Source organism: Bacillus piscicola (assembly GCF_022458745.1).
GTDB lineage: Bacteria > Bacillota > Bacilli > Bacillales > Marinococcaceae > Alteribacillus_A > Alteribacillus_A piscicola.
In genome coordinates this window covers 64,999-89,923 of sequence record NZ_JAJJJF010000011.1, presented here as the reverse complement: position 1 = coordinate 89,923, position 24,925 = coordinate 64,999, and the positions used below count along the sequence as shown (strand labels likewise).

Here is a 24,925-nt window from a genome sequence, read left to right as displayed (position 1 = left end):
CCAATCAAAAACTGGTGTTTACGGATTTAAACGAATAATTCCTGTGTTAATCAATAATTTATTCGTATTCATTATCTATTTAAACACTTATGAAATTTAGTTCACATTAATAAAAAAAATGAACATTAATTTTTAGGAGGATGGGGATGGAAAAAGTGATAAAATACGCTGATAAGGATGCGCCCTCTGTATGAATGCCCGGTAACAGTCGATTTCTTTATCTCTGCCAACAAAGAAGCTTCCTTCTAAACCCCTGATCATGTTCGCCAATGTACGTTGCTTTTGGTCTATATTCTCCATCCCATTCCCCCTGGTTAACGCATTCGCTTACGGAATATATAAAATAATGTTATAAGAATTTTTAGAAAATGTAAACAAAAAATAGCAAGTGCCTGTGTCGACCCCAACGGCACATGCTACACCAGATTCAGCCCACAAGTACAAGTTATTCTTGAAAGTGGGCGAGGAATTCTTTAATAATCGGGTTGCTCTCTTTTTTTCTTAAAGCTGCTAGATAAAAAGTCCGTTCAAAGCCGGCGAATTCATCAATAATCTTGATCCGCTCCGCTTTTGCAGCCGGAATAGCTGCCAAATTGGACACGACACTAATGCCGACCCCTTCCTCCACTGCTGCAATCAACGCTTCTGTACTGCCCACATGAAGAACGGCCCGTAACTGGGAGAGCGAGATGTCATGCTGCTGTAAGTAACGTTCCATCACTTTGCGCGTGCCAGAGCCCTCTTCCCGTAAAACGAAATCATATTCCTGCAGACGATTCCAGCTTTCTTTCGTAAACTCGCACAACGGGTGCTCGTTTGGTGCAATGACAACGAGTGTGTCAGAGGCGATGGCCTTAGACAACACCGTGTCTTCCGCAGGCTCGGCTCCGACAATGGCAACGTCCACTTGTTCGTTTTGTAATTTCTCAATCATTTGTTTGGAATCCCCAATTTCAATGGAGACGGCAACGTGTGGATAGAGTGTACGAAAGCTGCGAATCCAGCGGGGGAGTAAATAGGTTCCGGGTATGGTGCTTGTCCCGATCATTAAATTACCTGATAGCGTGTCCTGATAACGCTGAATGTCCGCCTCGGCTTTGTGCCACAGCTGCAGAATGTCTTTGGCTGTTTGATAAAGAAAACGACCGGCCGGTGTCGGGGATATCCCTGCCGCATGTCGGTCGATGAGAACGACGTTTAAATCTTTTTCCAAGCTTTTCATCTGGCGGCTGACCGCAGGCTGTGAGCAATTTAGACGGGCTGCTGCCTCAGAGAAGCTTTGTTTTTCCACTAAGAGTATAAACGTTTCTAACTTCCGGATATTCATCGTAATTTTTTCGCCCCTCATTTATGAAAGCATTCTTTTGGCATCTATCATTCGCTGCGTCACAGTAAACAGAATCATGAAAAAAAACAGCAACGTAAAAATAATTAATTGACTATGGAACAACATCATCAAAGACAGTAATATAAAGCCTTCACTGCGTTCCGCCAATCCTGCCTGATAATAAAACGATTTCACTCCCGATTTATCAGCGAGTGCTCCCACCGTTAAAAATACGGTCATCGACAAGACAATGGCTGACGTCAAAAGGAGGAGGGCCCACATCGCCTCTGGAAAGCGAAAGGCAATGCCTATTATCACACTAAGTTCCACGACCCTATCAAACAAAATGTCGAGCAGCGTTCCCCACAGGGAAGGTTTTGTCTGCCGGGCAATTGCGCCATCAACGGCATCAAGAAACCCCGACAGCCAAAGAGCCATCACCGCGATGTAAGGCTGTCCCAAATAGACAAACAAGCCTGCACTGCTTCCAATCATAAACCCTACAACAGTCACTTGGTTAGCTGTCCATCCTCGCTTAGCCAGCGACTTGGCGGCTTTTTGAATCACAGGTTCAACATATTTTCTCGCGTGGGTATCTAGCATCACGTCCTCCCCTTTATCTTATCTCTTCCAGGTCGACCACTGCCTGTTCAGGCGCCTCAATGAATACCTTATCCCCGGTCGAAAAAGTAGCTTCCCCCGGTAAAATCAGCTCCTGACTCTCCGTATCCAATACGATGTGATAAAATAGCTGCCCGGAACGCAGCCACTTTCCAGCAATGTGTCCTTTAAACACAAGCTTCTTTTCTTTAAGGGTGGACGAATCAGCGGTAATGGTGAACGCATCATTGGTAATAAAGAAACGATTGTCAAGAAGCATCCCTTCTGAAAAAAACACCGCTGTTTCCACACTTAGCGGGCGCTGGTAAACGTCGAGCGGCGGGCCGATTTGGTGTATAGCACCTTCTACCATCACAGCTACACGATCAGAAAGCATCATCGCTTCTTCTTTGTCGTGCGTTACAAATAAAGCGGTCATCCCTTCTTCTTTTAACATCCCTTTCATCCACATCCCAAGTGACCTTCTTAACAGCGGATCAAGGCTGCTGAACGGTTCATCAAAAAGAATAAGTTTCGGCTTCGTGATAAGTGCTCTCGCAAACGCAACGCGCTGTTGCTGACCTCCTGAAAGGGCATGGGGATAAACATTCTCGTAATCTGCCATTTCAACCCGGTTTAACATCTGCATTCCTTGTCTTTCCCGTTCTTTTTTCGGTATCTTTTGCAGCTTCAGTCCGTACGTAATATTTTCTATTACCGTCATATGCGGAAACAACAGTGCTTCCTGGTGCATCATCACAACCGGCCGTCGTTCGGGCTTCGTTCGAGTTATATTCACGCCCTCGAGTAGGACTTGCCCGGCGGACACAGGAACCATTCCGGCAATGGCACGAAGAAGTGTCGTTTTTCCACAACCTGAAGGTCCCACGACACAAACAATTTCCGAGTGCTGTACAGCAAGGTTAATTCGGTGCAAAATGACGTGGTGACTGATATGTACTTGTAAATGCTGGCAACTGAGCATGGCTGTTTCCATTTTTACTCCTTATTAGACTTTTTTTCTGCTGCGCAGGAATAAACTTTCGAACATGAGCAAAAGGGCAATGGTAAGGACAATAAATAGCAAGGAAAACGCAGCCGTCACCGGACGGTCTGCTCCGCTTACATACGGATAATAAATCATTGCCAAGGTGATGACCTGCCCTCCGCCAATTAAGGCAGTCAATACGTATTGACTAATCGAAATGACGAAGCTTAACGCCGCGACTGCCCGGATACTTGGAAAAAGAAGTGGAAAAGTTACCGTTTTAAAAACAGTAAACGGGGATGCCCCTAAATTTCTAGCTGCCTCTTCATATTTCCAGCCAATATTTTCATAGCCGGCTCGTAAAATCCGGATTGTGTAGGGAAGTGTCGGAACCAGATGGATCAGGACAACCCCGATCCAGTGATCGGCCATCCCTAATCGAATCGCAGTGAAAAGCAGCCCCATCCCAATGGCTAAGCTTGGTACTAAAATCGGCAGGAGCAACAGTGTTTCGATAAGGGATTTTCCTTTAAACTCTTCATAAGCAAGCGCTCTTCCCGCCGGCAGTCCTAATAGGAAGTTCAGTACTATCACGAGCATCCCGATTACAGCTGTCACGAAGAGTGCCTCCCAAAGCTGGGAATCTTGAAACACAACAGTCCATGCCCGCAAGCTGAATGAAGCCGGCAGCAGCTGGGGCCAGCGCCATTCGTGAGCGAAGCTGCTCATGCCCAAGATCAAAAAGGGAGCAAGTAATCCAACGACAATGAGAGTCAATACTGTTATTTTCATGGTTCTGCGGATAAAGGATTTCACAAATTATTTACCCCTTGACATTTGATTTCGTCGTCGCTGCGACAGGCCAAAAGCAAGAAATGCCAATAGCAGAGTAAGGAACGTCGTCACCATCATGACTGCCATAGCTGCAGGCCTGCTGCTCCAATCATTTTCAAAATACCATTGGTACGATAAGAGCGGAAGCATTTTTGGATACGTGACGCCAAGAATGTAAGGCACTTCAAAGGCTGCAATTGTGAAGGAAAACAAAATAATCCCTGTCTCGGTGAGTACCGGTGCCAATGCAGGGAACTCAGCAGTTTTAAACACTTCCCAGGAACCGCCTCCGAGCGTGCGAATTACCGCTTCGTAATTTGAGTTTAGCTGGTAATAGACAGGAAGCAGCATAAGAATGACAAAGGGCACTTCTTTCCATATGTAAGTTAAAATAATTCCAGTACCCTGCCGGTTTTGTACGGAAAAAGGATATTCTGACATCTCCTGAATCCAGCCAAAACGATACAACAACGATGACAATAAGCCGCTGTCTGAAAAAAATAACAGGACTAAGTAAGCAGCAACTAAATGAGGTACCAGCATCGGCAGCCATACGAGCAATTTCCAGCGGTTTTTCCTAAAATAGTGATATAAATACCTCGTCACTACTAAGCCAAGTACCACCGAAACAGCAGTGGAAAGCAGCGCTGTCGAAAAACTTAGGAAAAGGGAATCCCAAAAAACAGGATTGGTGAATAGTTCGTGATAATACACTACCGTCCATTCCCCAGTTTCCCAATCCTGGAGACTCTCCAGCAATGCAGCCGCAGTCCCCCAGCCAACGAAAACAATTGCTGCGGTCACACTTGGCAACAACAGCAAGTAAGGTTTAATGCGTTGTTTGAACAACTTCACTCATCCAGTTCTCCTTTAACCACTCGGTATAAGCCGGATCCATTTCATTCAAATATGCCGCTTCGAGTTGCTCACTTGGCAGGACGCTGTCTCCGCGCTCTATGTTTTTGAATTTTTCTTGATCAGCTTCGGATAATTTCTCCAACGAGAGAGGGGTGTTTTCGCCCCAGACAGATGGCTGCATTTTTTCCAGTTGGGCCTCCGGTGACAGTAATTCATTGATTGCTACCATCGCACCTGCCTTGTTCGGACTATTAAATGGGATGGACAAAAAATGATAGTTGCCAATTGACCCTGGCTCCATGATAAAGCTTTTCGTTGTCTCCGGAAAGGTACCGTCTTCTATTAATCGCTCGGCTCTCGCTTCATTGTACCCCATCGTCATCCACACTTCCCCCTGGCTGTACAAACGGTCAAGTTCCGTAAGTGAAGCCGGGTAGTTTTCTCCGTTTTTCCATAGATACGGCTGAATGTCATTCAGATATTGCCACACGGCATCCCCATGCTCATTCGTCAGTTCTTCCCTATACAGTTCGTTTTCTAACACGTCTCTTCCCATTTTGTCATAGAGCAGATGTTTCATAAAGCCGCTGCCGGTAAAATCCTGAACTTCCGGATATGTGAACTTACCAGGATTCTCTTTCACCCATTGTGCCAGCTCGATGAAATTTTGCGGAGGTTTCTTGATATGGGCAGCATCATAAAAAAACACATATTGCACTTTGCCCCACGGCGCTTCCATGCCTTCCACCGGGGTACCGAAGTCTGTTTGCAGATCAGCACGATCCTGACCTATAAACTTCTTGAAATTCGGCAGCTTATCAGAGAACGAGTTCCACAACAGGCCGTTTTCCTTCGCGTTTTTAAAGTTTTCTCCATTAATCCAGATGATATCCATAACACCAGTCTCTTTGTTTGCTCTTTTCTCCGTTTGCAGTTTTTGGAGTACTTCCGTAATGTCCATCGGATAGCGCTTTAAGGTAATGTCGTAGTTCTCTTTCAGCCTTGGCGCGACCCAGTTGTCGATATAGCGATTCACCCCTTCATCGCCACCCCACATGTACAAATTGACCTGGCTGTTTTCCGCTGCAGCCTCCGTCTTTTCCCAGGGCTGTTCGAGCAGTGCTTCGGAACTCGCACTGTTTTCGGAATGTTCATCTGTTTGTCCACTCTCTGAATTTGTACAACCTGCAAAAATCGCGACCAGGAATATCCCAACTAAGCCAATTCCGCACTTCTTCCACGGGTTTTTAAACATTGTATCACTCCTTTCCCTTTCTATAGCCGGTAAGGTTTTTCACTCTTGACGCTGTTATTCTTCTCGCGGACTCATTTCAGAGCATCGTTCACTCGCTATGACGTCTTTATTTATCGACTCACTCGATTTCAAGGCGTCATTGCCTTCCGATGACGACGTTATTTTCCCCTTTGCCTGTTTTCACAACTTCATTCGGCTCCTATGACGTCGCTATTCCGTTCTTCTCAATATTTCACGGCGTCATCCGGCCTCTATGACGTTGTTTTTCCCCGATTTACTTGATTTCAGAGCGTCATAGGAAACCCTATGGCGCTCTCGTCTCATAATTTACAATTAGATTGGCATTCAAAGTAACTTTCCCACTGGCCAAGGAAAAAGTACAACGCCCAGCCAGCCGCTTGGATACCGAGAAAAGGATTCATTCCCCAATCGCTCGATAAAAACACGATACTAATCAACATTAAAATAAGAAGCAACCCCCAGCGGATGTGCCACAACACGCGCTGGAGGAGTGCTCCTGTTTTTCGGTGTACATGCATCGGTGTGCTCCTTTATTTCCTTCCTTTATTTTGCCTTCGCTTTTTTCATTCCCATCAGTTTCGGTCCTAGTAAACTGCCGAGCACCGCGATTGCAATAACAACGGTGAAAACAAAAAATAGAATCTTCACACTTCCGGAAGCGGTCTCACCGAGGTACGAATACAACAGTGTTGCCGGCAGTTGGCCAAGACCGGTCGCCCAGAAGAAGTGCCGGAACGATATTGCCGTTACCCCTGCGGCATAACTGACGAGGTCAAAAGAGACAATCGGGACCAGCCTGGTGATAAAAATCGAATGCTTTCCGTATTTTTCAAAAAAACCATCCCACCAAAGAAGTGCTCGTTTACTGATCAGTTTTTCAACAACCGGGCGGCCGAAAAACTTTGCGATGAAATAACAGATGGACGCACCAACCATCGCGCTCGACCATGAAAGGACTGCTCCCCATACCCAGCCGAACAAGAGTCCATTTGCAAACGTAATGACAAACGCCGGCAGCGGGGCAATTACGGATTGAAAAACCATCAACAATCCGGAAACGAGAGCAGCAAGCGGCCCGAACGACAGCAAGTAATCACGAAATGCTTCCACATCTGCTTCCATTAAGACTGCGGCAGCTCGGTTCGCACTTGCTTGAATCTCTCCTTGCCCTAGGTAGATAAACAGTAATAGTGCCGTCACAATGAAGAAAGCAGTCATGCCGTATCGGGAAAATTTGCTGAATGCCTGCCACTCCATCGGAGCTCCTTTCGCAAAGGAAAGCGGGCGTTTCTGTGCTCCCAGCAGGGCCAGAACACCGATTACAACCACGGCCGCAAGCACCATGTTCATCCCGGTGAGCGACAGCACAGATTCAATCATTAATCCCTTTCTCGTTACATATGCAGGCATAACAAAAAAGGTTTTATTCGTGATCGTGATAATAAGAATAATAGCTGCACTGATTGGCAGCACCCCTTTTAGGAAAACGGGCCGCCGCCAGTACAGAAACGATTTTGCATTCATAAATAGGACCGCAAAATAACACCATGCCCCGGCAGCGAGCATGATAAGCACGAGAAACTCGCTGTCAAAGCGCATATCAAGCCACTTATTTTGGATAAGCAGCAAGGACAGGGAAAGGCCGATTACATAAAAGAAAAACAAAGCCGCGAGAAAATGGACGCCAAACGATATCATTCTGTTCATTAAAATGTTACTCCTTATTTTGCAAATGTGTAACTAAGTACTACCGGAGTTCCGTCTTCCGGAAGAACATCGGCATCCCCGTGGAACTCAGCTTCCCCATCTTCAAACGTGTCTACAGGATGAGAAGCGTTACTTGTTATGCCTACCGGACAGCTGTCAAAGCACATGAAACAGCCGGTCATCATCTCCTTGGCATTGTCATAATTGCCCCCGTACCGGTATGCAATTTCTTTTCCCGTTGAATCTACCATCACTTCGTTAATATCATAATCTTTCCCCGCGCCTTCCCACGTAATCGAAACATCAACTGGATCTCCCTGAATCACTTTGCCCTCGTCTGTTTCTTTAAAACCGTCTTCGGAATTTTCTCCTTTTGCTGTCGCTGGTTCCCCGCCAATCGTCTCTAGTGCCTCGTAGAAAGAAAGTGGATTCGCGTATCCTTTAAACACGGCTTGGTCTCCGTATTTGCCTCCTATCCAGTTTAATCCATGACGGGTTGGTTCTACTAAGTATTTACCGTTTACCGTTGCATACACCTTCACGGTATTATTTTCCTCATCGATATAAATACCTTTATCTTCCCCAAGCTCTTCCTCACTAGTTGCATAAGCTTCATCCAAATTGTCCTCATCAATTTCTGTTGTCGATGAACAACCCGCTGCTGCAAGCAATAACAGTACAAACGCTGCAAAAACAAAATATTTAGTGCTTTTCATCTTATCTCTCTCCTGTCATAAAAGTGTCACGATTTCCGCCACCGGTAGGGAAGTTCCCGAACCGTACGTGGTTCTCGAATCGTTTGAATCGCTTCTAGTAAATCGGTCACTATCTGCTTCTGCAAATCTTTGCGGTGAGCGTCTCCGAAACTGCGCCCGAGCGGGAAACGCAAATGAAGCGCACGCGGCACCCCGACTTTTTTTGTTAAATCTAAAAGGTGTGTGATAGAGATCGTGGCGATGCCTGCTTTTTCTACTTCCTGCTGAATCAATCCCACGGATTGATGGCATATATATCAGCCAGGTGACATCAGCAGTACATCGACGTTTTCCTTCGTGAGGACATCGATAACCTGCGGGATTGCCTCTTCCTTCAGCTGTTCTGTATCGGGGATATATCCCATCATGCCAATATGAGTGCCCGTAACGCTACCAATGACACCGTCCGCCGCCAGCTCCCGCAAATGCTCGAGCGGAAACACAGCGCTGATGTCTTCATCCGCTGCCGTCGTATCAAAATGAGTGTGACTGACCATTAATTCTTCGTTTCTCGTGTTTCTTGGGATGTAGCGAAGGCTGCTGTCCCCTTCTTCCACACGAAAAATGGGATCTTCCTTCACATGCACACCGGCAGTTGTCAAAAAAGCAACCGTCCACTCATTCATCGGTTTGGCCGGGTAAGAAAGCAGAATCGGCGCATCATTTTTTTGAATCATCCATTTTGCTTTTTGCTTAAACACTTCATGTTGTAACTTTTTCCTCATGCGAGCGCTCCCCCCTTTCAAGCAAGTAGAGAATACCGCCTACAGACGTTGCTGCGAGCACAAGTCCGAAAAAGAGAAGGGACACAGCAACAGATACCGACTCATCTACACCGACAAGCGTAAATAAATAGGCATACGTTCCTTCTCTGATCCCGATTCCGTTTATCGAAACAGGTATCATCGTAAGCGCTGATATTAAAGACACAAAACCGAGCTGCACGAAAAACGGAATCGAAACCCCGAGCGATCGATACAGTAAATCGGTCACCCATACGAAAGCTAGTTGAAATGCTAATGAAAAACAGATCAGCTCAAGCAACAGCCTGGCGCGCTTGTAATTGGCGAGTACATCATAAAAAGACTGCACTTTTTTTCCGAACCGTTTTTTCATAAACAAGGTGAATCGGTAGTTAAACAGCAAGTTGTAAGCAAGGAGACAGAGCGCAAACACGAGACCGATTTCAACGAGAAAGCTTCCGGATCTATTCACGGACAAAAGCCCGACTGTCATTACAACAAACATGGCGATACCGGCAAATACACGCTCGACCGCAACGGATGCTGCCGCTTTCGGAGCGCCGATTTGCTTGCTGGCATAATAAATCCTGGCTCCGTCACCACCTAAGCTTCCCGGAAGGAAATTATTAAAGAAAAAACCAATGTAGTACCATTTTAAGTATTGAAAAAAACCAATACCCTGCTCATCACGACAGAGAATATACCATTTCCACCCGCTGATCCATATGCAAAGGTGGACCACCAGAAACGCCCCGCCTGCGTAAATGAGATTAGCCTCGGCTAAGTACGTGAAAAAGTTATCCCAATCAATGTAAAGAATGAGAAACAAGCTGGCGCCTGCTGAAACGAGTAAACGAGCAACCCGTGGAATCCAGCGTTTCCATTGATAACTCCCTTTCACATACGTTCTGTTTTTTAATTCCTGCTCCAGCATACCGATAACTCCTAACTCACTTTGAATTGATCCGTTTATCTATCATAACAAATTGTAATCAACAATATGACAATTAATCATAACGAGATTATCATATATTTTTTTAAAGTACAAAAAAAAGGCACTGGCTTAAAAAATAACCAGTGCTTCGTCTCTAGTAGTTATGTCAAATCAAGATAATGTTACTTCCAATAAACGTTGAACAAGTAACGGTATTTCCTCCTCCGTCACCGTCCGAAAGTCTAAGACTAGCTTTTCTTCCTGAAGGCGCGTCACGACTACGGGAGAATGCGCACGGAGAAGCCCGGCGGCTTGGTGAGCGGGCAGTATCTTGTGTTTTAAAACAGCAGTATAGGTTGGAATCGCTACACCAGGCATCGTGCCTCCGCCAATTTGTGACGTATCCTCCCGTAGTTCCGCTTGCCAGTCTTCTGTCTCTTTCGTTAAAAGCGAACAAAACGCGGTCGCTTTCTCTTTCACAGCGACTGCTGGAGCCAACACGTCGCGCACCGCCGGAATCGTCTCATGCTTTTCTTGCAAAAAGGCTTTCAGCGTAGCTTCCAATGCAGCAAGTGTCATTTTATCGACACGGAGAACACGGGCAAGCTGATGTTTTTTCAGCTTCTGGATGAGCTCTTTTTTACCGGCAATAATGCCAGCTTGCGGTCCACCTAGTAGTTTGTCACCACTGAAGGAGACGATATCAACTCCTGATTGTAAGACACCCGCCACGGTCGGTTCATCCCCAATGCCGGCAGCCGCAAAATCATAGAAGGCACCGCTTCCCAAGTCCTCATATACAGACGTCCCCGAGTACGACGACGAAAGGACCGCTAATTCCTGGGCACTGACCGATGCCGTAAAGCCAATTGTTTTAAAATTGCTCGTATGTACTTTCATGAAAAGCGCTGTCTCTTCACTTACCGCCTGCTCATAATCGGAAAGGTGAGTTTTATTCGTCGTGCCCACTTCTACGAGACGCGCTCCGCTTTCTTCCATGATGGCTGACACGCGGAATGAGCCGCCGATTTCGACTAATTCCCCACGGGAGACGATCACTTCTTTGTCCTTCGCAAGTGCGCGGAGAACGAGATAGACCGCGGCCGCATTGTTGTTGACGACCATGGCCGCTTCTGCCCCGGTTATTTCGCGGATGGTTGATTCAATTAAATCATGACGCGACCCTCTCTCTCCGCGCTCTACGTCATATTCAAGGTTCGTATAATGTTTGGCAGCAAGGACTACTTGATTAATCGCTTCCTCACTTAATTTAGCGCGCCCTAAATTCGTATGCAAAATGGTCCCCGTCGCGTTAATCACACGCTTCACTCGGTATAAAGCGAAATCGGTTGCTTTTGCTCGCAAGCGGCTGATGACCTTATCACAGAGGAGCGGTTTCTTCATGTCCTCTTGCGGCACGCTTCCATTTACGATTTCCTCGCGTAACAGCGTGATCTCTTCTTGCAACCACTTTGTCATCCTCTCTCTTGGCACACCACTTTCCTCCACCGCCCTAGAAAAGCGAGCATCTTTTTGAAGTTGATGTACCGCCGGCAATTCACGTAAATACTCCTTCATGCGCTGTCCCTCCCCTTATTTTACCTTCCCGAACTACTTGTTAGTGACTTTACGTTACCACGTTTCTCGCTGTTTTTGAAATAAACACGTTAGACAGCACCTTTTAGGGGTATAGACAAAAAGCAACAAGTTTGCCCGCGGATAGCGAAGTGTATGTAAACTGCGACTGCCTTCAAAAAAACAAAGGTTAAAAAGAAGAATTACAAACTCTTTAAAAAGGGCTAAATATACGAGGAGGAAAAAAGATGGCAACGCTTAAATTTTATATTAAAGAAATTATGACGGAATTCAAAAAAGATAATGTAACATTGTTAGCAGCGGCACAAGCCTATTACTACCTGCTGTCAATTATTCCATTACTAGTCGTGATGTTTGCGATCGTTCCTTATCTCCATATAAAACCGAGTGATGCTGTCGCTTTTATTCATAACAACTTGCCAAGCGAAATAGCCTCGATACTGGAAGAAAACATTGTCAGCCTTGTGAATACTCCGCAGGGCGGCCTGCTTACAATTGGGATTATTGGTGCGTTATGGACAGCTTCGAACGGTATTAACGCGTTTATTAAGGCAGCCAATGACGCTTATGAAATCGATGAAACACGCTCTTTCATTATGGTCCGTCTCCTTGCCCTTGGCTTAACTCTAGGACTTATCGCATCCCTTGCGGTCGCCATGCTGCTGCCTGTATTCGGGAATGTCCTCTTAAACGCGGCGGAAAGCATATTTAATTTAGCAGAACCTCTTTTGACCGTTATGCAAGTGTTGCGCTGGGTTATCAGTATTGTCGTGTTAACAGGGCTGCTTCTACTTTTGTATCACCTCGCCCCTAACAAAAAAATACCGTTCACCCACATACTTCCCGGGGCGCTCACGGCTAGTATCCTCTGGCAATTAATATCTCTAGGTTTTTCCTTTTACGTTAGCAACTTCGGCAGCTACTCGGCAACGTACGGCAGTCTCGGCGGGATCATCATCTTAATGATCTGGTTTTTCTTAACCGGATTGATCTTAATGGTCGGAGCCGAAATTAACGTCGTTTACCACCGTACTCATGACGAGCATGACTCCTATTCACAAGCGAAAGCAAAACCAGTGCATTCTTAAATAACCAAGGAAGCACACCCCTGCTCCAACTTCGGAGGGGGTGCTTCTTTCATTCACTGCTCTTCTTTTTTCCACGGCGGGTCGCCTAGTTTGTGCAGCTTTTGATTAACCTTATAAACGGTAAAAGGAATCAGAAAAGCAAGTAAAGTAACCAATACACGTTTGATGTCTGTGATACTGTTAATAAAAAGCTCCCAGATGGTACTCGCTCCCCTCTTTTTAATATTGATATGTTTCCCCACTTCCTGTGGACCGGATGTTCATCACTGCTTCCACATCGACTGTACTCTTCGCAAAATAGCTTTCTCCGCTGTCCCAGTCATCCTTTACCTTTTTCCACCAATCAGGATGGCGACGTTCCATCATCTTACCAAAATGAAAAACATCAACCTGCAGCTCATGCTGGGCTTTACTAATCGACTCCTGAAACATTGTTTCAACCTTCTCTTCTGCCGCCTTTTTTAAAACGGCTAACGATTTGGCGTCAAAATGAGTTTCTGTTCCAAACATCTCCGCGATATGCCCATCCAATTCAAGATGTATGTTAATAGACGGGGTAATCCCTTTCTCCGGGTTGATTTTGACAGTGCATCGCGTATCCAACAGCTTGACGATCATCAATTGGTCTTCAAAGGGAACTTTAATCGTCATTCCTTTGCTTTTCCCTAATAGTAAGTTAAGACTTAACATATTTTCGGGATTGAACATACCAACCAACTGATTGCGTTTTCCGTCATAAACCGCTCCTCCTTCATAAAGAGGTCGTTTCTCAGAAAAAGAAACTTTTGGAATCGTATAGCTGTCTTCACCTATAAGAAATTCGTGAACATCCCCAATACGGACAGGCTCTACGAAACCTGTTTTTTTCATTCCTGATTCCAACATCTTGTCTAAATAGTTCGCTGGCAGCTTTTCACCCGCTGTATCAATATCTAGAATATCCTTAGCGCTCCCTTTGGCAATAAGTACTTTAATACCACGGCGCATTTCTTGTTCACGGATATACAAATCAATAATGCTTCTAAATAAATAAGGGGTCGCTGCTACTTCTTCCGAAACGATTAAAACTTGTAGATGTTCAAGAAAAGGCAGTTTGCTCGTTAACGTATGCATTTTTTGATCTGCCATATATACACTGTCGCCACTTGCAGAAATGTTCGCATACGGCTTAGCATCGGAACTACCTTGTGCTGGAGAACCAAGACCGGAGGGAATGACAAATTGACTTGTTAGTTGGATTTGAGGATTTCCTTCTTTCGTTTGATCCAGTCTATCAACCGCTGTGGCGACGACAAATCCCCGATCCTCAATGGACACTTGATCCCAGCATCCAGTCAATAGGAAAACGGTAGCAAAACAGAGCATAAGTAACATACATTTATGGTTATTCATATTGTTCCACACCTTTCTTTGTAGAAAGGATAAACAACAATACTGTTACCGAGGTGGTAAAGATAGCAGCACAATAAAATAAAATGGATCCAAAATTCGATACTTGTTCAAAAGTATTAAACAATAAACTAATGTATAAAATGAGCGGTGTTAAAATGAATATAATGTTAATTTTCTTCGCTTTTTTAAACAACGAGTGCAGGGCAAGCACCGATACATCGAATGACATTGAAGCTGTATTAAATATCGCCATCGACCAGATAACAAAATAGATAGATTCAATACGCTCTAACAGACCACCGGTTATTTCAGCTCTTTTTGCCAATTCGACAGTGGGGTATATTAAGTTTGCAGTAACATCATGGCCAAAGACCGCCAGACAAGCTAAAAATAACAGCACATAAAAAAAATTGCGATCCCCATACCGATAGCAGCAAATGCCGGCGTTTTCTGTGGTCTTTCTACAAGCATGATGTAAAAGAAAAACATACCGATTCCGGCAAACGCTGTCCAGCTGTCTCGGATGCCCTTCAAATAACCAGTGACATCCGTTTGAAACACCGGCAGTAGATTACCAGCATCCATAAAACGAATATTAAAAGCCAAAACCACTAGTGTGATGACACAAATAAACGGAAAAAACATCATGTTTAATCGAAATAACCCCGCTCGTGAACCAGCCACCGCATACACGACGACGAGCAAGAAAGTTAACGCCACCGCTTCCATCGGAGTACGGTCGAATAAATACTGTTCCGCGATGTCCGTTATCCGCCGGACGACATAAGCCGTGACAAGCAGGGAAATAACAGAAAAAACAAATGTAAATACTATCGCCACCGGCTTTGAAACAAGAGACGCAGCATACGTGAGGAAGTGCTGGCGTGGAAAACGGGAAGCGGTTTTTGTAATCATCCAAGTAACCAGCATCACTGTCATTCCGGCAAGAACGATGGAAATCCAGCCGTCTGCTGCCATCGTGGACACTGCTATTTGTTTTGGTAAGAGCAGGATTCCGACACCTACCGCCATCGAAGGCGCGGCAATAAGAATCTCCACATCTCTAATTTTTTCGTCACCGTATTGAAAGGATTTCATGTTTTTTCTCCTCTCCTGCTGTCCTTGGACTGTAAATACTTAGGCCGTCTCATCATCATCGTGTGGGGGGCACGGAGTACGAGGTCATTCCAGTCCCTCATAATTGTTGGCGCAAATGGAGTGGCATACGGTATGCCGAACGTCTTCAAATTGACAATATGAATGTTAATCATAATATAGGCGAGTATGACACCGTACAATCCCATAAATGAAGCCGCAAACATAATGGCAAATCGAAGAAGCCGAAATGAGATCGCTACACTAAAAGTAGGAATCGAGAAGGTGCCAAGAGCCGTTAATGCGGTAACAATTACCATAATCGGACTGACTATTCCCGCTTGCACCGCCGCCTCCCCAATAACAAGACCACCGACGATCCCAATTGTCTGCCCGATCGTTTTCGGGAGCCGTGCCCCGGCTTCTCGTAGCAATTCCATCGTCCCTACCATCATCATTGCTTCAAAAAAGACAGGGAACGGCACCCCTTCGCGCGAAGCCGCGATCGAGAAGGCGATTTTAGATGGCAGCAAGCCTTGCTGGTAGGAGACAAGCGCAATATATAAACCAGGCAGGAACAGCGAGACAAATGCTGCAAAATAACGTATCAGTCGGAGTAACGTTCCGACCGTCCACCTCTCATAGAAATCTTCCGGTGACTGAAAGACACTCCCCAAAGTCATTGGGGCAATTAACACAAAAGGCGTGCCATCTAATACAATAGCGACTTTGCCCTGCAGGAGCGCAGCTGCTGTTTTATCGGGGCGTTCCGTATTCATTATCTGCGGAAAAGGAGATAAAAAACTGTCCTCGATCCAACCTTCCACATATCCTGACTCCAGCGCATTATCGGTATCCATCGTTTTCAAGCGCCGGTTTACCTCGGCGACAATGTCTGGATGGACCACTCCTTCTACATAGGCAACTATGAGGTTCTTTCGACTTCGTTCTCCTGCTTGATATGTTTTGAAACGCAGGTTAGGGTCATTTACATACCGGCGCAGCAACGCGATATTGATTCCAATGTTTTCGACAAACCCTTCCCGCGGCCCCCGTACGAGCGTTTCAGATACCGGCTCTTCAATGGAGCGCGTTTCCCCGCCTTTCGTATCAACCGCCAATGCCTGCCCGATACCAGCCATAAAGAATATCGTTTGCCCATTTAGAAGCTCTTCTAACACATCCGCGAATGTATCAACTTTTTTTATATCGCTAACTGTTCCCCATTCCTGATATAGATAATCGACAACCAAAGCCGATTCCGACGCTTGCTGGTGACTACCGGTTTGTTGCAGTTTCTCAATGACATTTTGCCGCACGAGTTCCGTATCAACTAGCCCGTCAAAATAGAGAAGGGAGCATAAGTGATTGTGTGCCCCAATCGTAATCCTTCTAATCACTAAGTCCATCGGTGAACCAAATCGTTCTTGTACGACTTTTATATTTGTCTCTACATCGCTCGCAATTGCTTTTGGCAGAGAGGGAGACTGCATTTTATTTTTATTGAAACGGAGCGAGGAGCGTCTCATCCGGTTATCACCCTCAATCTTTTTGTTTCCTCGTCTCCCTTCTTTTTCCCAATGATGGCTGCTTTTATACGGCGTAGCAGTGTATAAAATCACCGGTCCATTGGCAGAATAGGCATTACTTACAGTTGACTAATGATTATGATTAGACAATAGGAAGGATATGATGGTGTGCATAGCGAAGATACGAAAATGACTTCTTCAGAAATAGCGGATATATGGGAGGCTTATCAAGGGGTAACTTTATCTCTAACCGTGCTTTCTTATTTTCTTGTCCACGTAGAAGACGAGGAAATTCGCCAACTTACTCAGTCAGCGTATGATATGCTTGATTCTCACTTAGTTACTTTAAAAGAGAAGTTTATCCAAGAAAATCTTTCAGTTCCGATTGGTTTTGGTACCGTTGATGTGAATATGAAAGCACCGCGTTTGTATACAGACAGCTTTTTCTTGCAATACGTCTGGACGATGGCTGTTTTTGGTATGTTTGCATCTTCTACTGCCGTCAGCCGATCGGTCCGCCCTGATATCTACGCATTTTTCGCGGAGAACTTTCAAGCATTCCAAACCCTTCATCAACAAGCAACAACGACAGCAGTCGCAAAAGGTTTGTTCGTAAAAGCTCCTTCCATTCCTATTTCAAAAGAGGTCGACTTTGTCCAGAAACAAAGCTTCCTGACAGGTTGGTTTGGAGAGCGGCGTCCACTGACAGCGTCAGAAATATCGAATCTGCACGGCAATATTCAGCGTAATGAACTGGGAATTGCAACCTTGACCGGTTTCAGCCAGTCCACAAAGTCTAAAGCGGTAAAAGATTATATTGTCCGCGGTATCGAGATTGCCCAAAAGCACGTCAGACTGTTCCGCTCTGTCCTTGATGAAGCCAATGTGCCAACTCCGATGAGGTCTGACACGATGGTAACCGAAGCAACTGCTGCTCCCTTTTCAGATAAGTTAATGACGTTTCATGTAACCGGTCTCATCACAATCGGCATTTCCTATTACTCCATGGCCATTACGACGAATGCCCGCCGAGACCTCGCTGCTCTTTACTCGCGTCTCATTGCTGAAATCGGCCTTTATTCAGAAGACGGAGCGAATCTCATGATTGAAAATGGCTGGCTGGAGGAACCACCGCGAATGGTGGATCGCAAAGAGCTTAGGAACTAAGTGTGTTATGGAGAAAAACAAGAGAGAGAGAAAATTAGAGATGCTGTTGTGGAGCATCGCCCTGCCCGGTTTCGGCCAGCTTCTGCAAAAAAAGTATATAAAAGGGTTTATTTTAGTCGTTTTGGAGTTTATCGTGAATGTAAAAGGGAATTTAAACCAAGTGATCATTTTTAGTTTTCAAGGGAGAATACCCGCGGCGATTCAGGAAACGAATTTCTTATGGCTGATGTTTTACCCGTGTCTGTATTTATTTGCGATTTGGGACGCGTATAAAGACGCTGGAGGAGGGGATAAACCGTTTGCTTTCCTGCCATTCGTGTTTACGGCTTATCTAACGACTATCGCTTTAGTCTATTCCTCTGTCTTTACCGTGAATGGATATCTGATCGGGCCTGTGTGGCTGCCACTTATCTCCATGCCACTCGGGTTTCTCATTGGAACAGCTCTCAGACTATTAGTGATAAAGTTTATTCCAAACTAATTCTCCATTCTCGAGCGCGTTCCTTCTTCTATACTTAGGGGGGATGACGATTTATGAACGTAGCAGACATACTCATTATTATCGGAGCTGTCGTTGTTATTCTTATTTTGTTAGTGCTCGTTGTTACCGGGATTATTCTGTACGTCACAGACCGCAGACAAAAACAACATCCTGTTCTCCGCATTTATCCCGTCTTAGGAAGAATGCGGTACCTTCTTGAGAAAGTAGGCCCGGAATTCCGGCAGTATCTGTTTAACAATGACCGCGAAGGACGCCCTTTTTCACGGGAGGATTTTGAACATATTGTCAAGAAAGCTAAATACAAGCGTGATGTCCTTGGGTTCGGATCGGAGCGTGACTTTGAAGAGGAAGGTTATTATATACGTAATTCAATGTTCCCGAAATTAACCGAGGACGTAGAAATGGACCGGGATACAAAAGTAACAACGAAACGCTATATTTTAACGAAGGATCCCCTATTTACCCAGCGGGAGGAACATATAGAGGAAGACACGTCTTCCGGCTATTTACTTAAGGAAGAGGATGCTGTCGTGATTGGCCCAGAAACAAAGCATCCGTTTAAAGTAAGAGGGCTCATCGGAATGTCAGCAATGAGCTACGGCTCTCTCGGTGACCGGGCAATCACCGCTCTGTCGGAAGGGCTCGGCATCGCGCAAGGTACATGGATGAATACAGGCGAAGGCGGGCTTTCTGAATACCATCTCAAAGGCGGAACAGATGTCATTATGCAAATCGGACCGGGTAAATTCGGCGTCCGTGATGCGGAAGGAAACTTTGATTGGAATGAACTATTAAAGAAAAATAAAATCCCCCAAGTGAAAGCGTATGAAGTCAAGCTTGCACAAGGGGCGAAAACGCGCGGCGGCCACCTTGACGCGGAAAAAGTCACCGAAGAAATTGCAAAAATCCGCATGGTGGAGCCGTTCAAGTCGATTGACAGCCCGAACCGGTTCCCGGAATTCAACAACATGAAGTCCTTATTCGGGTTTATCGAGAAAATCCGCGAACAAACCGGAAAGCCGGTCGGCATGAAGGTCGTCGTTGGCAGTCCTAGTGAAGCAGAAGAGGTTGCCCGCAACATGAAAGAAACGGGGCAAGGACCTGACTTTATTACCGTTGACGGAGGGGAAGGCGGCACCGGAGCTTCCTATCAAGAGCTCGCAGACGGGGTAGGGCTTCCGATCCGCTCGGCACTGCCCCTCGTAGACAACGCGCTGCGCAAATACAATGTCCGCGACCGCGTTAAAATCATTGCCTCTGGTAAATTGTTCACGCCAGACCGTGTTGCTGTTGCGCTTGCGATGGGAGCTGACCTTGTGAACATCGCCCGCGGCTTTATGATCACCGTTGGCTGTATCCAAACACTCAAGTGTCACTCTAATTCTTGTCCGGTTGGTGTCGCTACAACTGACCCTGACCTTCAAAAAGCACTCGTCGTTGACGAAAAGAAACACCGCACTGCCAATTACGTCATCACGATGCGAAAAGGACTCTTTCGTATCGCTGCCGCTGCCGGGTTAGAGTCCCCAACTCAATTTAAGCGCGAAGACATCGTCTACAAAACCAAAACAGGCAAAGTCTTGTCTCTTGACGATATTTATAAAGAAATTGTCGAAACAAATTTTGAATCTACCCGGAAAGAAGAAGAGCCTGTTGCGCGTTATAAAATTAGTAAATAGCTTAACAGAGGGGCTGGCCAGCACGGGCACAGCCCTTTTTTTGTAATAACTAAGGCGACGTTATTTTAGTGACTGCCTGATTTTATCGTCATATGCCAGCAATGAGGTAGTTATTTTGGCTGTTTTTTCATTTCATGACTTCATACGATCACTATGAAGTCGCTATTCCTGCAATTCCAGAATTTAATAGCATCATAGGGCTGCTATGACACTTCTATTTATATGAATTCTTGTTTTCGTGACACCATCGTACTGCTGTAACGTCGCTATTTTAGCGACTAACTGATTTCATGACTTCATACAGTCGCTATGAAGCTACTATTTCAGGCATTCGACAATTTCATGACGCCATAAAACACTTTTGCAAGTAGTTTTGATTTTTTCTAGGGTTTTTTGCGGTATAATATATAACTAAATATTGTTACAATTTATTCAAATCAATCGAAGGAGAGATTAACTGATGGATCCAAAAGATTTTCGTAATTGTATGGGGCGTTTTGCGACTGGGGTTACGGTTATCACTAGTGAGACAGGAGCAGCTACACATGGTTTTACTGTAAATTCTTTTACTTCCGTTTCCCTTGACCCTATGCTCGTACTAGTATCGGTCGATCGGAATACGAAAGCATTAGACGTGCTTGATGACAATAACTTTATTGTAAATGTACTGCAGGACAACCAACAGGACACTGCCATGCACTTTGCGGGACGCACACAGGATCCGGAACCTTTTGAATGGGAACAAGGCGAACTAGGAAAACGTATTAAAGGCTCGCTAGCTCACATTGAGTGTAAACCGTGGGCGGCTTACGACGGCGGTGATCATGTCCTTTATCTAGGCGAGGTCAAAAACTATGTGTATAATGAAGGAAACCCACTGCTCTATTACTGCGGGAAATTCTCTGAAGTTGCAGCAACATAAATCGCTGCAGCTTCTCCGTTTTTAGAAGCTATGAAGGAAAGGGGTAAACCATGAAAGCTCATCAGTTGACGTTTGATAACCTGATTGATATCAATCCGCGAACAGGTATGATCACGTTTAATCACGAGCGCATGGCCTTAGTATCGAGCAAAGCACTCGGCCTGCTGCGCAGAGATCTGGTTAATACGCTCGGAATGGACCGGGCAAAGGGATTCTTGATGAGGTACGGATGGTCGTGGGGCATGAATGACGGGGAAAGCATTGCTGCTATGTATGAATGGGACAGCCTGGAAGAGTTAATGAAAGCCGGCCCCTCTCTTCATACGTTGGAAGGTGTCGTGACGGTCGAACCAAATGTCATCGAGATCAATGAGTCTTCCCTTTACTTTACTGGAAAGTGGTACAACTCGTTTGAAGCGTTAGAACACACGAACCATTATGGCACCAGCCAGGAAACAGTGTGCTGGATGTTAATCGGTTATGCAAGCGGTTACCTTACGAGCACGTTTGGAAAAGATGTTGTCGTATATGAGGATCAGTGTGTCGGTAAAGGCGATGCCTCCTGCTCCTTCGTTGGCAAAACAATTGACTTGGATGAAGAAAAACATAAAAAATATATGAGGTATTACAGAGCTGAGTCGCTCGCGACAGAATTAGATCGTGCCCATCATGAGCTCCACGAAATAAACAAAAACATTACAGAATCTGATGACATACAAGACCAGCTAACTAACTTGTTTCTCGAAGACAGGGATCTTTCGGAGACTATTGTTTTTGTCGCCAACGCTTTAAACAAAAGCATTGTCATTGACTACTACAACAAAACAATCGAAAGCGCTTTCTTAAATGAAGAAGATCGATCGATTTATAACCTTTGGGCCGACGAGTCCCTTTACGCAGCCGAGAAACACAATGTTATCACTACTTTTCCAATCCGTGCTAAAAACGTGAATTTAGGACGAATGGTCGTCATTGGCCATGAGGAAATGTCCCATAAAGATCAACTTATCATTAAACGAGCATTAGGCGTATTTACGATTCAAATGTTCCACCAATGGAAAATCACCCGTTCCCTCTGGAGAAAGAAAGAGGAATTCTTTGAAGAAATGCTGCAGAACCCCGACACGGAATCCTTTGAAAAACTATCACATTTGTTTAACTTCCATCCACACAAAGAAAACCGTATCCTTTCCATCAAGATTGATCCTCACACAAATCGCCGAGATGTCTTAAGCATCTTGAATACTATTTATGTAGATAAAGATGTATTCTCTAAAGGTCCTTATGTCGTGATCATTTTATCCGAAGAGGATGTTGCGATGGCAGAGTCGATAGCGAAGGAGATCCTCGACCAGCTCTCGAAAGAGGCTCCTTCCGTGCGCGCACACATAGGGATTGGCCGTAAAGCGGATAATTTAAAAACATTAGGTAAGAGCTACCGAGATGCTTGTAAGATCAGTGATTTCATTCAACTGACACAGCCTCATTCCAGTCATCACTCCCTCTATGAAGACTTAGAACCGGTGATGATGCTTTTAAAAGGAACCGACCCAGGCGAATTAATTGACTTTTATCGTAAGACAATCGGAGAATTAGTAGAGTACGATCAAGCAAATCAATCGAACTTCTTACCCACCCTTAAGTCATATCTTGACCATAATGGCAATCTCCAACAGACTGCTGATGATCTTCACCTTTCGATTGCAGGCCTGCGTTACCGGTTGGAGCGTATTGAAAAACTTTGCAATACAGGTTTGAAAACCGGTAACGGACGCTTTCAATATCAATTAGCCATTCAGGTTCACTTTGCTATGAAAATAGTAGATGCAAATGAGCAATATTTCTCTCCAAACGTAACACTCTAACCATGCAGCATCATGCTGCTTGGTTTTTTTGTATTTTTGGCCTGCGACTCTTGCCGTAGACGCTTTACATAAGACTTTTTTGTCTTGGTTCTCACCACTTCTTGGTCTTATGAGCGCTTCCTTTTTATCATGTCAGCCTCTATGACGTCGTATGTTTCTCACGAAGGTGTTTTCACGACATCATTCGTCTTCTATGACGCCACCAATTCGATCACTACTCATTTATAAGGCTTCATAGACTCTCGATGGCGTCGCTATTTCTTCAACCGGACGATTTCACAACGCCATATGATCGGTATGAGGTCGTATATTTTCAACGAATCTTTTTTCGCGACGTCATTACTCCTCTATGAAGTCGCTATTTCATCATTCACTAAACCACAAAAATTGAAAGAAACATCAATATTATCAACATTATTTTGCAGTTCAAATTATTCTGAACATATTAGACAATAGAGTTAACCAATTGAAAGCGCTTAATTGGCATTAGTATCCAAGGAGGTAATTTTGATGATTAAGCAAGAGCAGAAAACGCAAAAGCCGTTAACAGGAAAAGAATACTTGGAAAGTCTAAAAGATAACCGTGAAGTATGGATTAATGGAGAAAGAGTTAAAGATGTAACGACTCATCCTGCTTTTCGAAATGCTGCCCGGTCGATCGCGAGCCAGTATGACGCCCTTCACGATGCAAAAACAAAAGACATTCTAACCGTACCGACTGACACAGGCAGCGGCGGATACACACAAAAGTTCTTCCAATTCGATAAAACAGCGGAGGATCTGCTTGCATCTCGAAATGCCATTGCCGAATGGGCGAAAATTACCTACGGACAAATGGGCCGCTCCCCTGACTACAAAGCCTCCTTTCTTGCAACGCTCGGAGCGGATCCGGATTATTACGCCCCTTATGGAGATAATGCCCGCTTCTGGTACAAGGAAGCACAGGAAAAAAACTGGTTCTTCAATCACGCGATTATTAACCCGCCTGTTGACCGCAATAAACCAATGGAAGCGGTTAATGATGTGTTTGTCCGCGCCGAAGAAGAAACGGATGAAGGGATTATTGTAAGCGGTGCAAAAATGGTGGCAACTGGGTCTGCGTTAACGAACTACAATTTTGTTGCCCATTATGGAGCTGTCCCAGTTGGTTCGGAAGATATGGCTCTCGTCTTCGTAGCACCGATGGATACACCGGGTGTCAAGCTCATTTGCCGCCAGTCTTATGAAATGCAGGCAGCTGTGATGGGAAGTCCGTTTGACTATCCACTGAGCAGCCGTTTCGACGAAAACGATGCTGTCTTAATCTTCGAACGTGCCCTTATTCCATGGGAGAACATTCTAATCTACAAGGACGTGGAAAAAGCAAATAGCTTCTTCCCGGAAAGCGGCTTTCTCCATCGCTTCACATTCCACGGGGTGACACGACTCGCCGTTAAATTGGACTTCATATCCGGTTTGCTTATAAAGGCTGTCAAAACGAACGGGTCTGACCAGTTCCGCGGTGTCCAAGCGAATGTCGGCGAAGTGCTCGCGTGGCGGAACATGTTCTGGGCGATGAGTGATGCGATGGCGATGAATCCGGATAAAGGAAGAAATAGCACGGTTCTCCCTAACCTGAACTACGGACTGTCATATCGTGTGTTTATGTCAGAAGGTTGGCCGAAAATTAAAGAGATTATTGAAAATGTCGTCGCCGGTAACCTGATTGTCCAGCCATCGAGCGCCGCTGATTTTAAAAACCCAGAACTCAGGCCGCTGATTGACCGCTTATACCGCGGTTCTAATGATATTACCTCCCATGACAAAGTCAAACTTATTAAATTACTTTGGGAAGTGGTGGGTACTGAATACGGAGGTCGTCATGAGTTGTATGAACGTAACTATTCCGGAAACCACGAGAATATCCGCTTAGAAAACCTTACTTCTGCACAGCAATCAGGGGAAGCACAAGCATACGTGGACTTTGCCGAGCGCTGTATGGCTGATTATGACTTAGACGGCTGGGTCAATGATACATGGATCAACCCGGATGACGTTAACTACTTCAAGAATTAACGATGAATAGCGT

22 protein-coding genes and 1 pseudogene are annotated in these 24,925 nt (G+C 45.2%); 7 read left to right on the top strand and 16 right to left on the bottom strand.

Annotated elements, in window-relative coordinates; translation table 11 throughout:
- Window positions 1-132: 132 nt before the first annotated feature.
- From LOR49_RS14730 to selA, 13 genes are all read right to left on the bottom strand, one after another.
- Entirely contained in the window at window positions 133-300 is a 168-nt protein-coding gene (locus LOR49_RS14730) for a hypothetical protein (RefSeq protein ID WP_240377609.1), read from the bottom strand.
- Window positions 301-445: 145 nt separating this feature from the next.
- Entirely contained in the window at window positions 446-1,348 is a 903-nt protein-coding gene (locus tag LOR49_RS14725) for a selenium metabolism-associated LysR family transcriptional regulator (RefSeq protein WP_240377607.1), read from the bottom strand.
- Entirely contained in the window at window positions 1,349-1,930 is a 582-nt protein-coding gene (locus tag LOR49_RS14720) for a CDP-alcohol phosphatidyltransferase family protein (protein WP_240377605.1), read from the bottom strand.
- A gap of 13 nt (window positions 1,931-1,943) precedes the next feature.
- Window positions 1,944-2,924 (bottom strand): ABC transporter ATP-binding protein, encoded by a 981-nt coding sequence (locus LOR49_RS14715; RefSeq protein WP_240377603.1) that lies wholly within the window; start codon window positions 2,922-2,924, stop codon window positions 1,944-1,946.
- 12 nt (window positions 2,925-2,936) lie between these two features.
- On the bottom strand, window positions 2,937-3,731 hold the full coding sequence (locus tag LOR49_RS14710) for an ABC transporter permease (protein ID WP_240377601.1): 795 nt from the start codon (window positions 3,729-3,731) through the stop codon (window positions 2,937-2,939).
- 3 nt (window positions 3,732-3,734) lie between these two features.
- On the bottom strand, window positions 3,735-4,604 hold the full coding sequence (locus tag LOR49_RS14705) for an ABC transporter permease subunit (RefSeq protein WP_240377599.1): 870 nt from the start codon (window positions 4,602-4,604) through the stop codon (window positions 3,735-3,737).
- Window positions 4,579-5,862 carry an ABC transporter substrate-binding protein gene (locus LOR49_RS14700; protein WP_240377597.1) on the bottom strand — a complete coding sequence of 428 codons (1,284 nt, stop codon included), beginning with the start codon at window positions 5,860-5,862 and terminating at the stop codon, window positions 4,579-4,581. The genes LOR49_RS14705 and LOR49_RS14700 overlap by 26 nt, the downstream gene beginning before the upstream one ends.
- Before the next feature lie 320 nt (window positions 5,863-6,182).
- Window positions 6,183-6,401 carry a hypothetical protein gene (locus LOR49_RS14695; protein WP_240377595.1) on the bottom strand — a complete coding sequence of 73 codons (219 nt, stop codon included), beginning with the start codon at window positions 6,399-6,401 and terminating at the stop codon, window positions 6,183-6,185.
- Between the two features lie 25 nt (window positions 6,402-6,426).
- Complete coding sequence (locus tag LOR49_RS14690; protein WP_240377593.1) at window positions 6,427-7,590, bottom strand: TVP38/TMEM64 family protein; 1,164 nt, start codon at window positions 7,588-7,590, stop codon at window positions 6,427-6,429.
- A gap of 14 nt (window positions 7,591-7,604) precedes the next feature.
- The gene (locus LOR49_RS14685) at window positions 7,605-8,306 is read right to left on the bottom strand and encodes a YdjY domain-containing protein (RefSeq protein ID WP_240377591.1); all 702 of its coding nucleotides are present in this window, start codon (window positions 8,304-8,306) and stop codon (window positions 7,605-7,607) included.
- Between the two features lie 26 nt (window positions 8,307-8,332).
- Complete coding sequence (locus tag LOR49_RS17765) at window positions 8,333-9,070, bottom strand: glycine/sarcosine/betaine reductase selenoprotein B family protein (RefSeq protein WP_420830485.1); 738 nt, start codon at window positions 9,068-9,070, stop codon at window positions 8,333-8,335.
- Window positions 9,048-10,022: a lysylphosphatidylglycerol synthase transmembrane domain-containing protein gene (locus LOR49_RS14670; RefSeq protein WP_240377585.1), complete on the bottom strand. Its 975-nt coding sequence runs from the start codon at window positions 10,020-10,022 to the stop codon at window positions 9,048-9,050. The genes LOR49_RS17765 and LOR49_RS14670 overlap by 23 nt, the downstream gene beginning before the upstream one ends.
- Window positions 10,023-10,193: 171 nt before the next feature.
- Window positions 10,194-11,600, bottom strand: coding sequence for an L-seryl-tRNA(Sec) selenium transferase (gene selA / locus LOR49_RS14665; protein WP_240377583.1), 1,407 nt, complete (start codon window positions 11,598-11,600; stop codon window positions 10,194-10,196).
- Between the two features lie 245 nt (window positions 11,601-11,845).
- On the opposite strand from selA, the gene LOR49_RS14660 reads away from it, so the two are divergent.
- Window positions 11,846-12,706, top strand: a complete 861-nt coding sequence (locus LOR49_RS14660; RefSeq protein ID WP_240377581.1) for a YihY/virulence factor BrkB family protein — start codon at window positions 11,846-11,848, stop codon at window positions 12,704-12,706.
- A 219-nt stretch (window positions 12,707-12,925) separates the two neighbouring features.
- On the opposite strand, the gene LOR49_RS14655 is transcribed toward LOR49_RS14660, so the two are convergent.
- From LOR49_RS14655 to LOR49_RS14645, 3 genes and pseudogenes are all read right to left on the bottom strand, one after another.
- Entirely contained in the window at window positions 12,926-14,098 is a 1,173-nt protein-coding gene (locus LOR49_RS14655; RefSeq protein ID WP_240377579.1) for a Ger(x)C family spore germination protein, read from the bottom strand.
- A pseudogene (locus LOR49_RS14650) lies at window positions 14,091-15,130 on the bottom strand (GerAB/ArcD/ProY family transporter). Before LOR49_RS14650 ends, LOR49_RS14655 begins: the two are co-directional and overlap by 8 nt.
- A gap of 62 nt (window positions 15,131-15,192) precedes the next feature.
- Window positions 15,193-16,722: a spore germination protein gene (locus LOR49_RS14645; protein WP_240377578.1), complete on the bottom strand. Its 1,530-nt coding sequence runs from the start codon at window positions 16,720-16,722 to the stop codon at window positions 15,193-15,195.
- A gap of 168 nt (window positions 16,723-16,890) precedes the next feature.
- Here LOR49_RS14645 and LOR49_RS17670 point away from each other — a divergent pair, with 168 nt between their 5' ends.
- From LOR49_RS17670 to LOR49_RS14615, 6 genes are all read left to right on the top strand, one after another.
- Window positions 16,891-17,889, top strand: a complete 999-nt coding sequence (locus tag LOR49_RS17670; RefSeq protein WP_240377576.1) for a DUF3231 family protein — start codon at window positions 16,891-16,893, stop codon at window positions 17,887-17,889.
- A 7-nt stretch (window positions 17,890-17,896) separates the two neighbouring features.
- Window positions 17,897-18,370, top strand: a complete 474-nt coding sequence (locus tag LOR49_RS14635) for a hypothetical protein (RefSeq protein WP_240377574.1) — start codon at window positions 17,897-17,899, stop codon at window positions 18,368-18,370.
- 53 nt (window positions 18,371-18,423) lie between these two features.
- Window positions 18,424-20,070: an FMN-binding glutamate synthase family protein gene (locus LOR49_RS14630; RefSeq protein ID WP_240377572.1), complete on the top strand. Its 1,647-nt coding sequence runs from the start codon at window positions 18,424-18,426 to the stop codon at window positions 20,068-20,070.
- 460 nt (window positions 20,071-20,530) lie between these two features.
- Window positions 20,531-20,992: a flavin reductase family protein gene (locus LOR49_RS14625; protein ID WP_240377570.1), complete on the top strand. Its 462-nt coding sequence runs from the start codon at window positions 20,531-20,533 to the stop codon at window positions 20,990-20,992.
- Between the two features lie 50 nt (window positions 20,993-21,042).
- The gene (locus LOR49_RS14620; RefSeq protein WP_240377568.1) at window positions 21,043-22,857 is read left to right on the top strand and encodes a XylR N-terminal domain-containing protein; all 1,815 of its coding nucleotides are present in this window, start codon (window positions 21,043-21,045) and stop codon (window positions 22,855-22,857) included.
- Window positions 22,858-23,367: 510 nt separating this feature from the next.
- Window positions 23,368-24,912: a 4-hydroxyphenylacetate 3-hydroxylase family protein gene (locus LOR49_RS14615; protein WP_240377567.1), complete on the top strand. Its 1,545-nt coding sequence runs from the start codon at window positions 23,368-23,370 to the stop codon at window positions 24,910-24,912.
- The last annotated feature ends 13 nt before the right edge of the window (window positions 24,913-24,925 follow it).

Bases quoted from the DNA above. Each gene is read 5' to 3' on its own strand.
- LOR49_RS14670 (WP_240377585.1), bottom strand. From the start codon at position 10,022: ATGCTGGAGCAGGAATTAAAAAACAGAACGTATGTGAAAGGGAGTTAT.
- LOR49_RS14660 (WP_240377581.1), top strand. From the start codon at position 11,846: ATGGCAACGCTTAAATTTTATATTAAAGAAATTATGACGGAATTCAAA.
- selA (WP_240377583.1), bottom strand. From the start codon at position 11,600: ATGAAGGAGTATTTACGTGAATTGCCGGCGGTACATCAACTTCAAAAA.
- LOR49_RS14730 (WP_240377609.1), bottom strand. From the start codon at position 300: ATGGAGAATATAGACCAAAAGCAACGTACATTGGCGAACATGATCAGG.
- LOR49_RS14615 (WP_240377567.1), top strand. From the start codon at position 23,368: ATGATTAAGCAAGAGCAGAAAACGCAAAAGCCGTTAACAGGAAAAGAA.
- LOR49_RS14695 (WP_240377595.1), bottom strand. From the start codon at position 6,401: ATGCATGTACACCGAAAAACAGGAGCACTCCTCCAGCGCGTGTTGTGG.
- LOR49_RS14715 (WP_240377603.1), bottom strand. From the start codon at position 2,924: ATGGAAACAGCCATGCTCAGTTGCCAGCATTTACAAGTACATATCAGT.
- LOR49_RS14690 (WP_240377593.1), bottom strand. From the start codon at position 7,590: ATGAACAGAATGATATCGTTTGGCGTCCATTTTCTCGCGGCTTTGTTT.
- LOR49_RS14685 (WP_240377591.1), bottom strand. From the start codon at position 8,306: ATGAAAAGCACTAAATATTTTGTTTTTGCAGCGTTTGTACTGTTATTG.
- LOR49_RS14655 (WP_240377579.1), bottom strand. From the start codon at position 14,098: ATGAATAACCATAAATGTATGTTACTTATGCTCTGTTTTGCTACCGTT.
- LOR49_RS14625 (WP_240377570.1), top strand. From the start codon at position 20,531: ATGGATCCAAAAGATTTTCGTAATTGTATGGGGCGTTTTGCGACTGGG.
- LOR49_RS14620 (WP_240377568.1), top strand. From the start codon at position 21,043: ATGAAAGCTCATCAGTTGACGTTTGATAACCTGATTGATATCAATCCG.
- LOR49_RS14720 (WP_240377605.1), bottom strand. From the start codon at position 1,930: ATGCTAGATACCCACGCGAGAAAATATGTTGAACCTGTGATTCAAAAA.
- LOR49_RS14725 (WP_240377607.1), bottom strand. From the start codon at position 1,348: ATGAGGGGCGAAAAAATTACGATGAATATCCGGAAGTTAGAAACGTTT.
- LOR49_RS14700 (WP_240377597.1), bottom strand. From the start codon at position 5,862: ATGTTTAAAAACCCGTGGAAGAAGTGCGGAATTGGCTTAGTTGGGATA.
- LOR49_RS14645 (WP_240377578.1), bottom strand. From the start codon at position 16,722: ATGAGACGCTCCTCGCTCCGTTTCAATAAAAATAAAATGCAGTCTCCC.
- LOR49_RS14630 (WP_240377572.1), top strand. From the start codon at position 18,424: ATGAACGTAGCAGACATACTCATTATTATCGGAGCTGTCGTTGTTATT.
- LOR49_RS14635 (WP_240377574.1), top strand. From the start codon at position 17,897: ATGGAGAAAAACAAGAGAGAGAGAAAATTAGAGATGCTGTTGTGGAGC.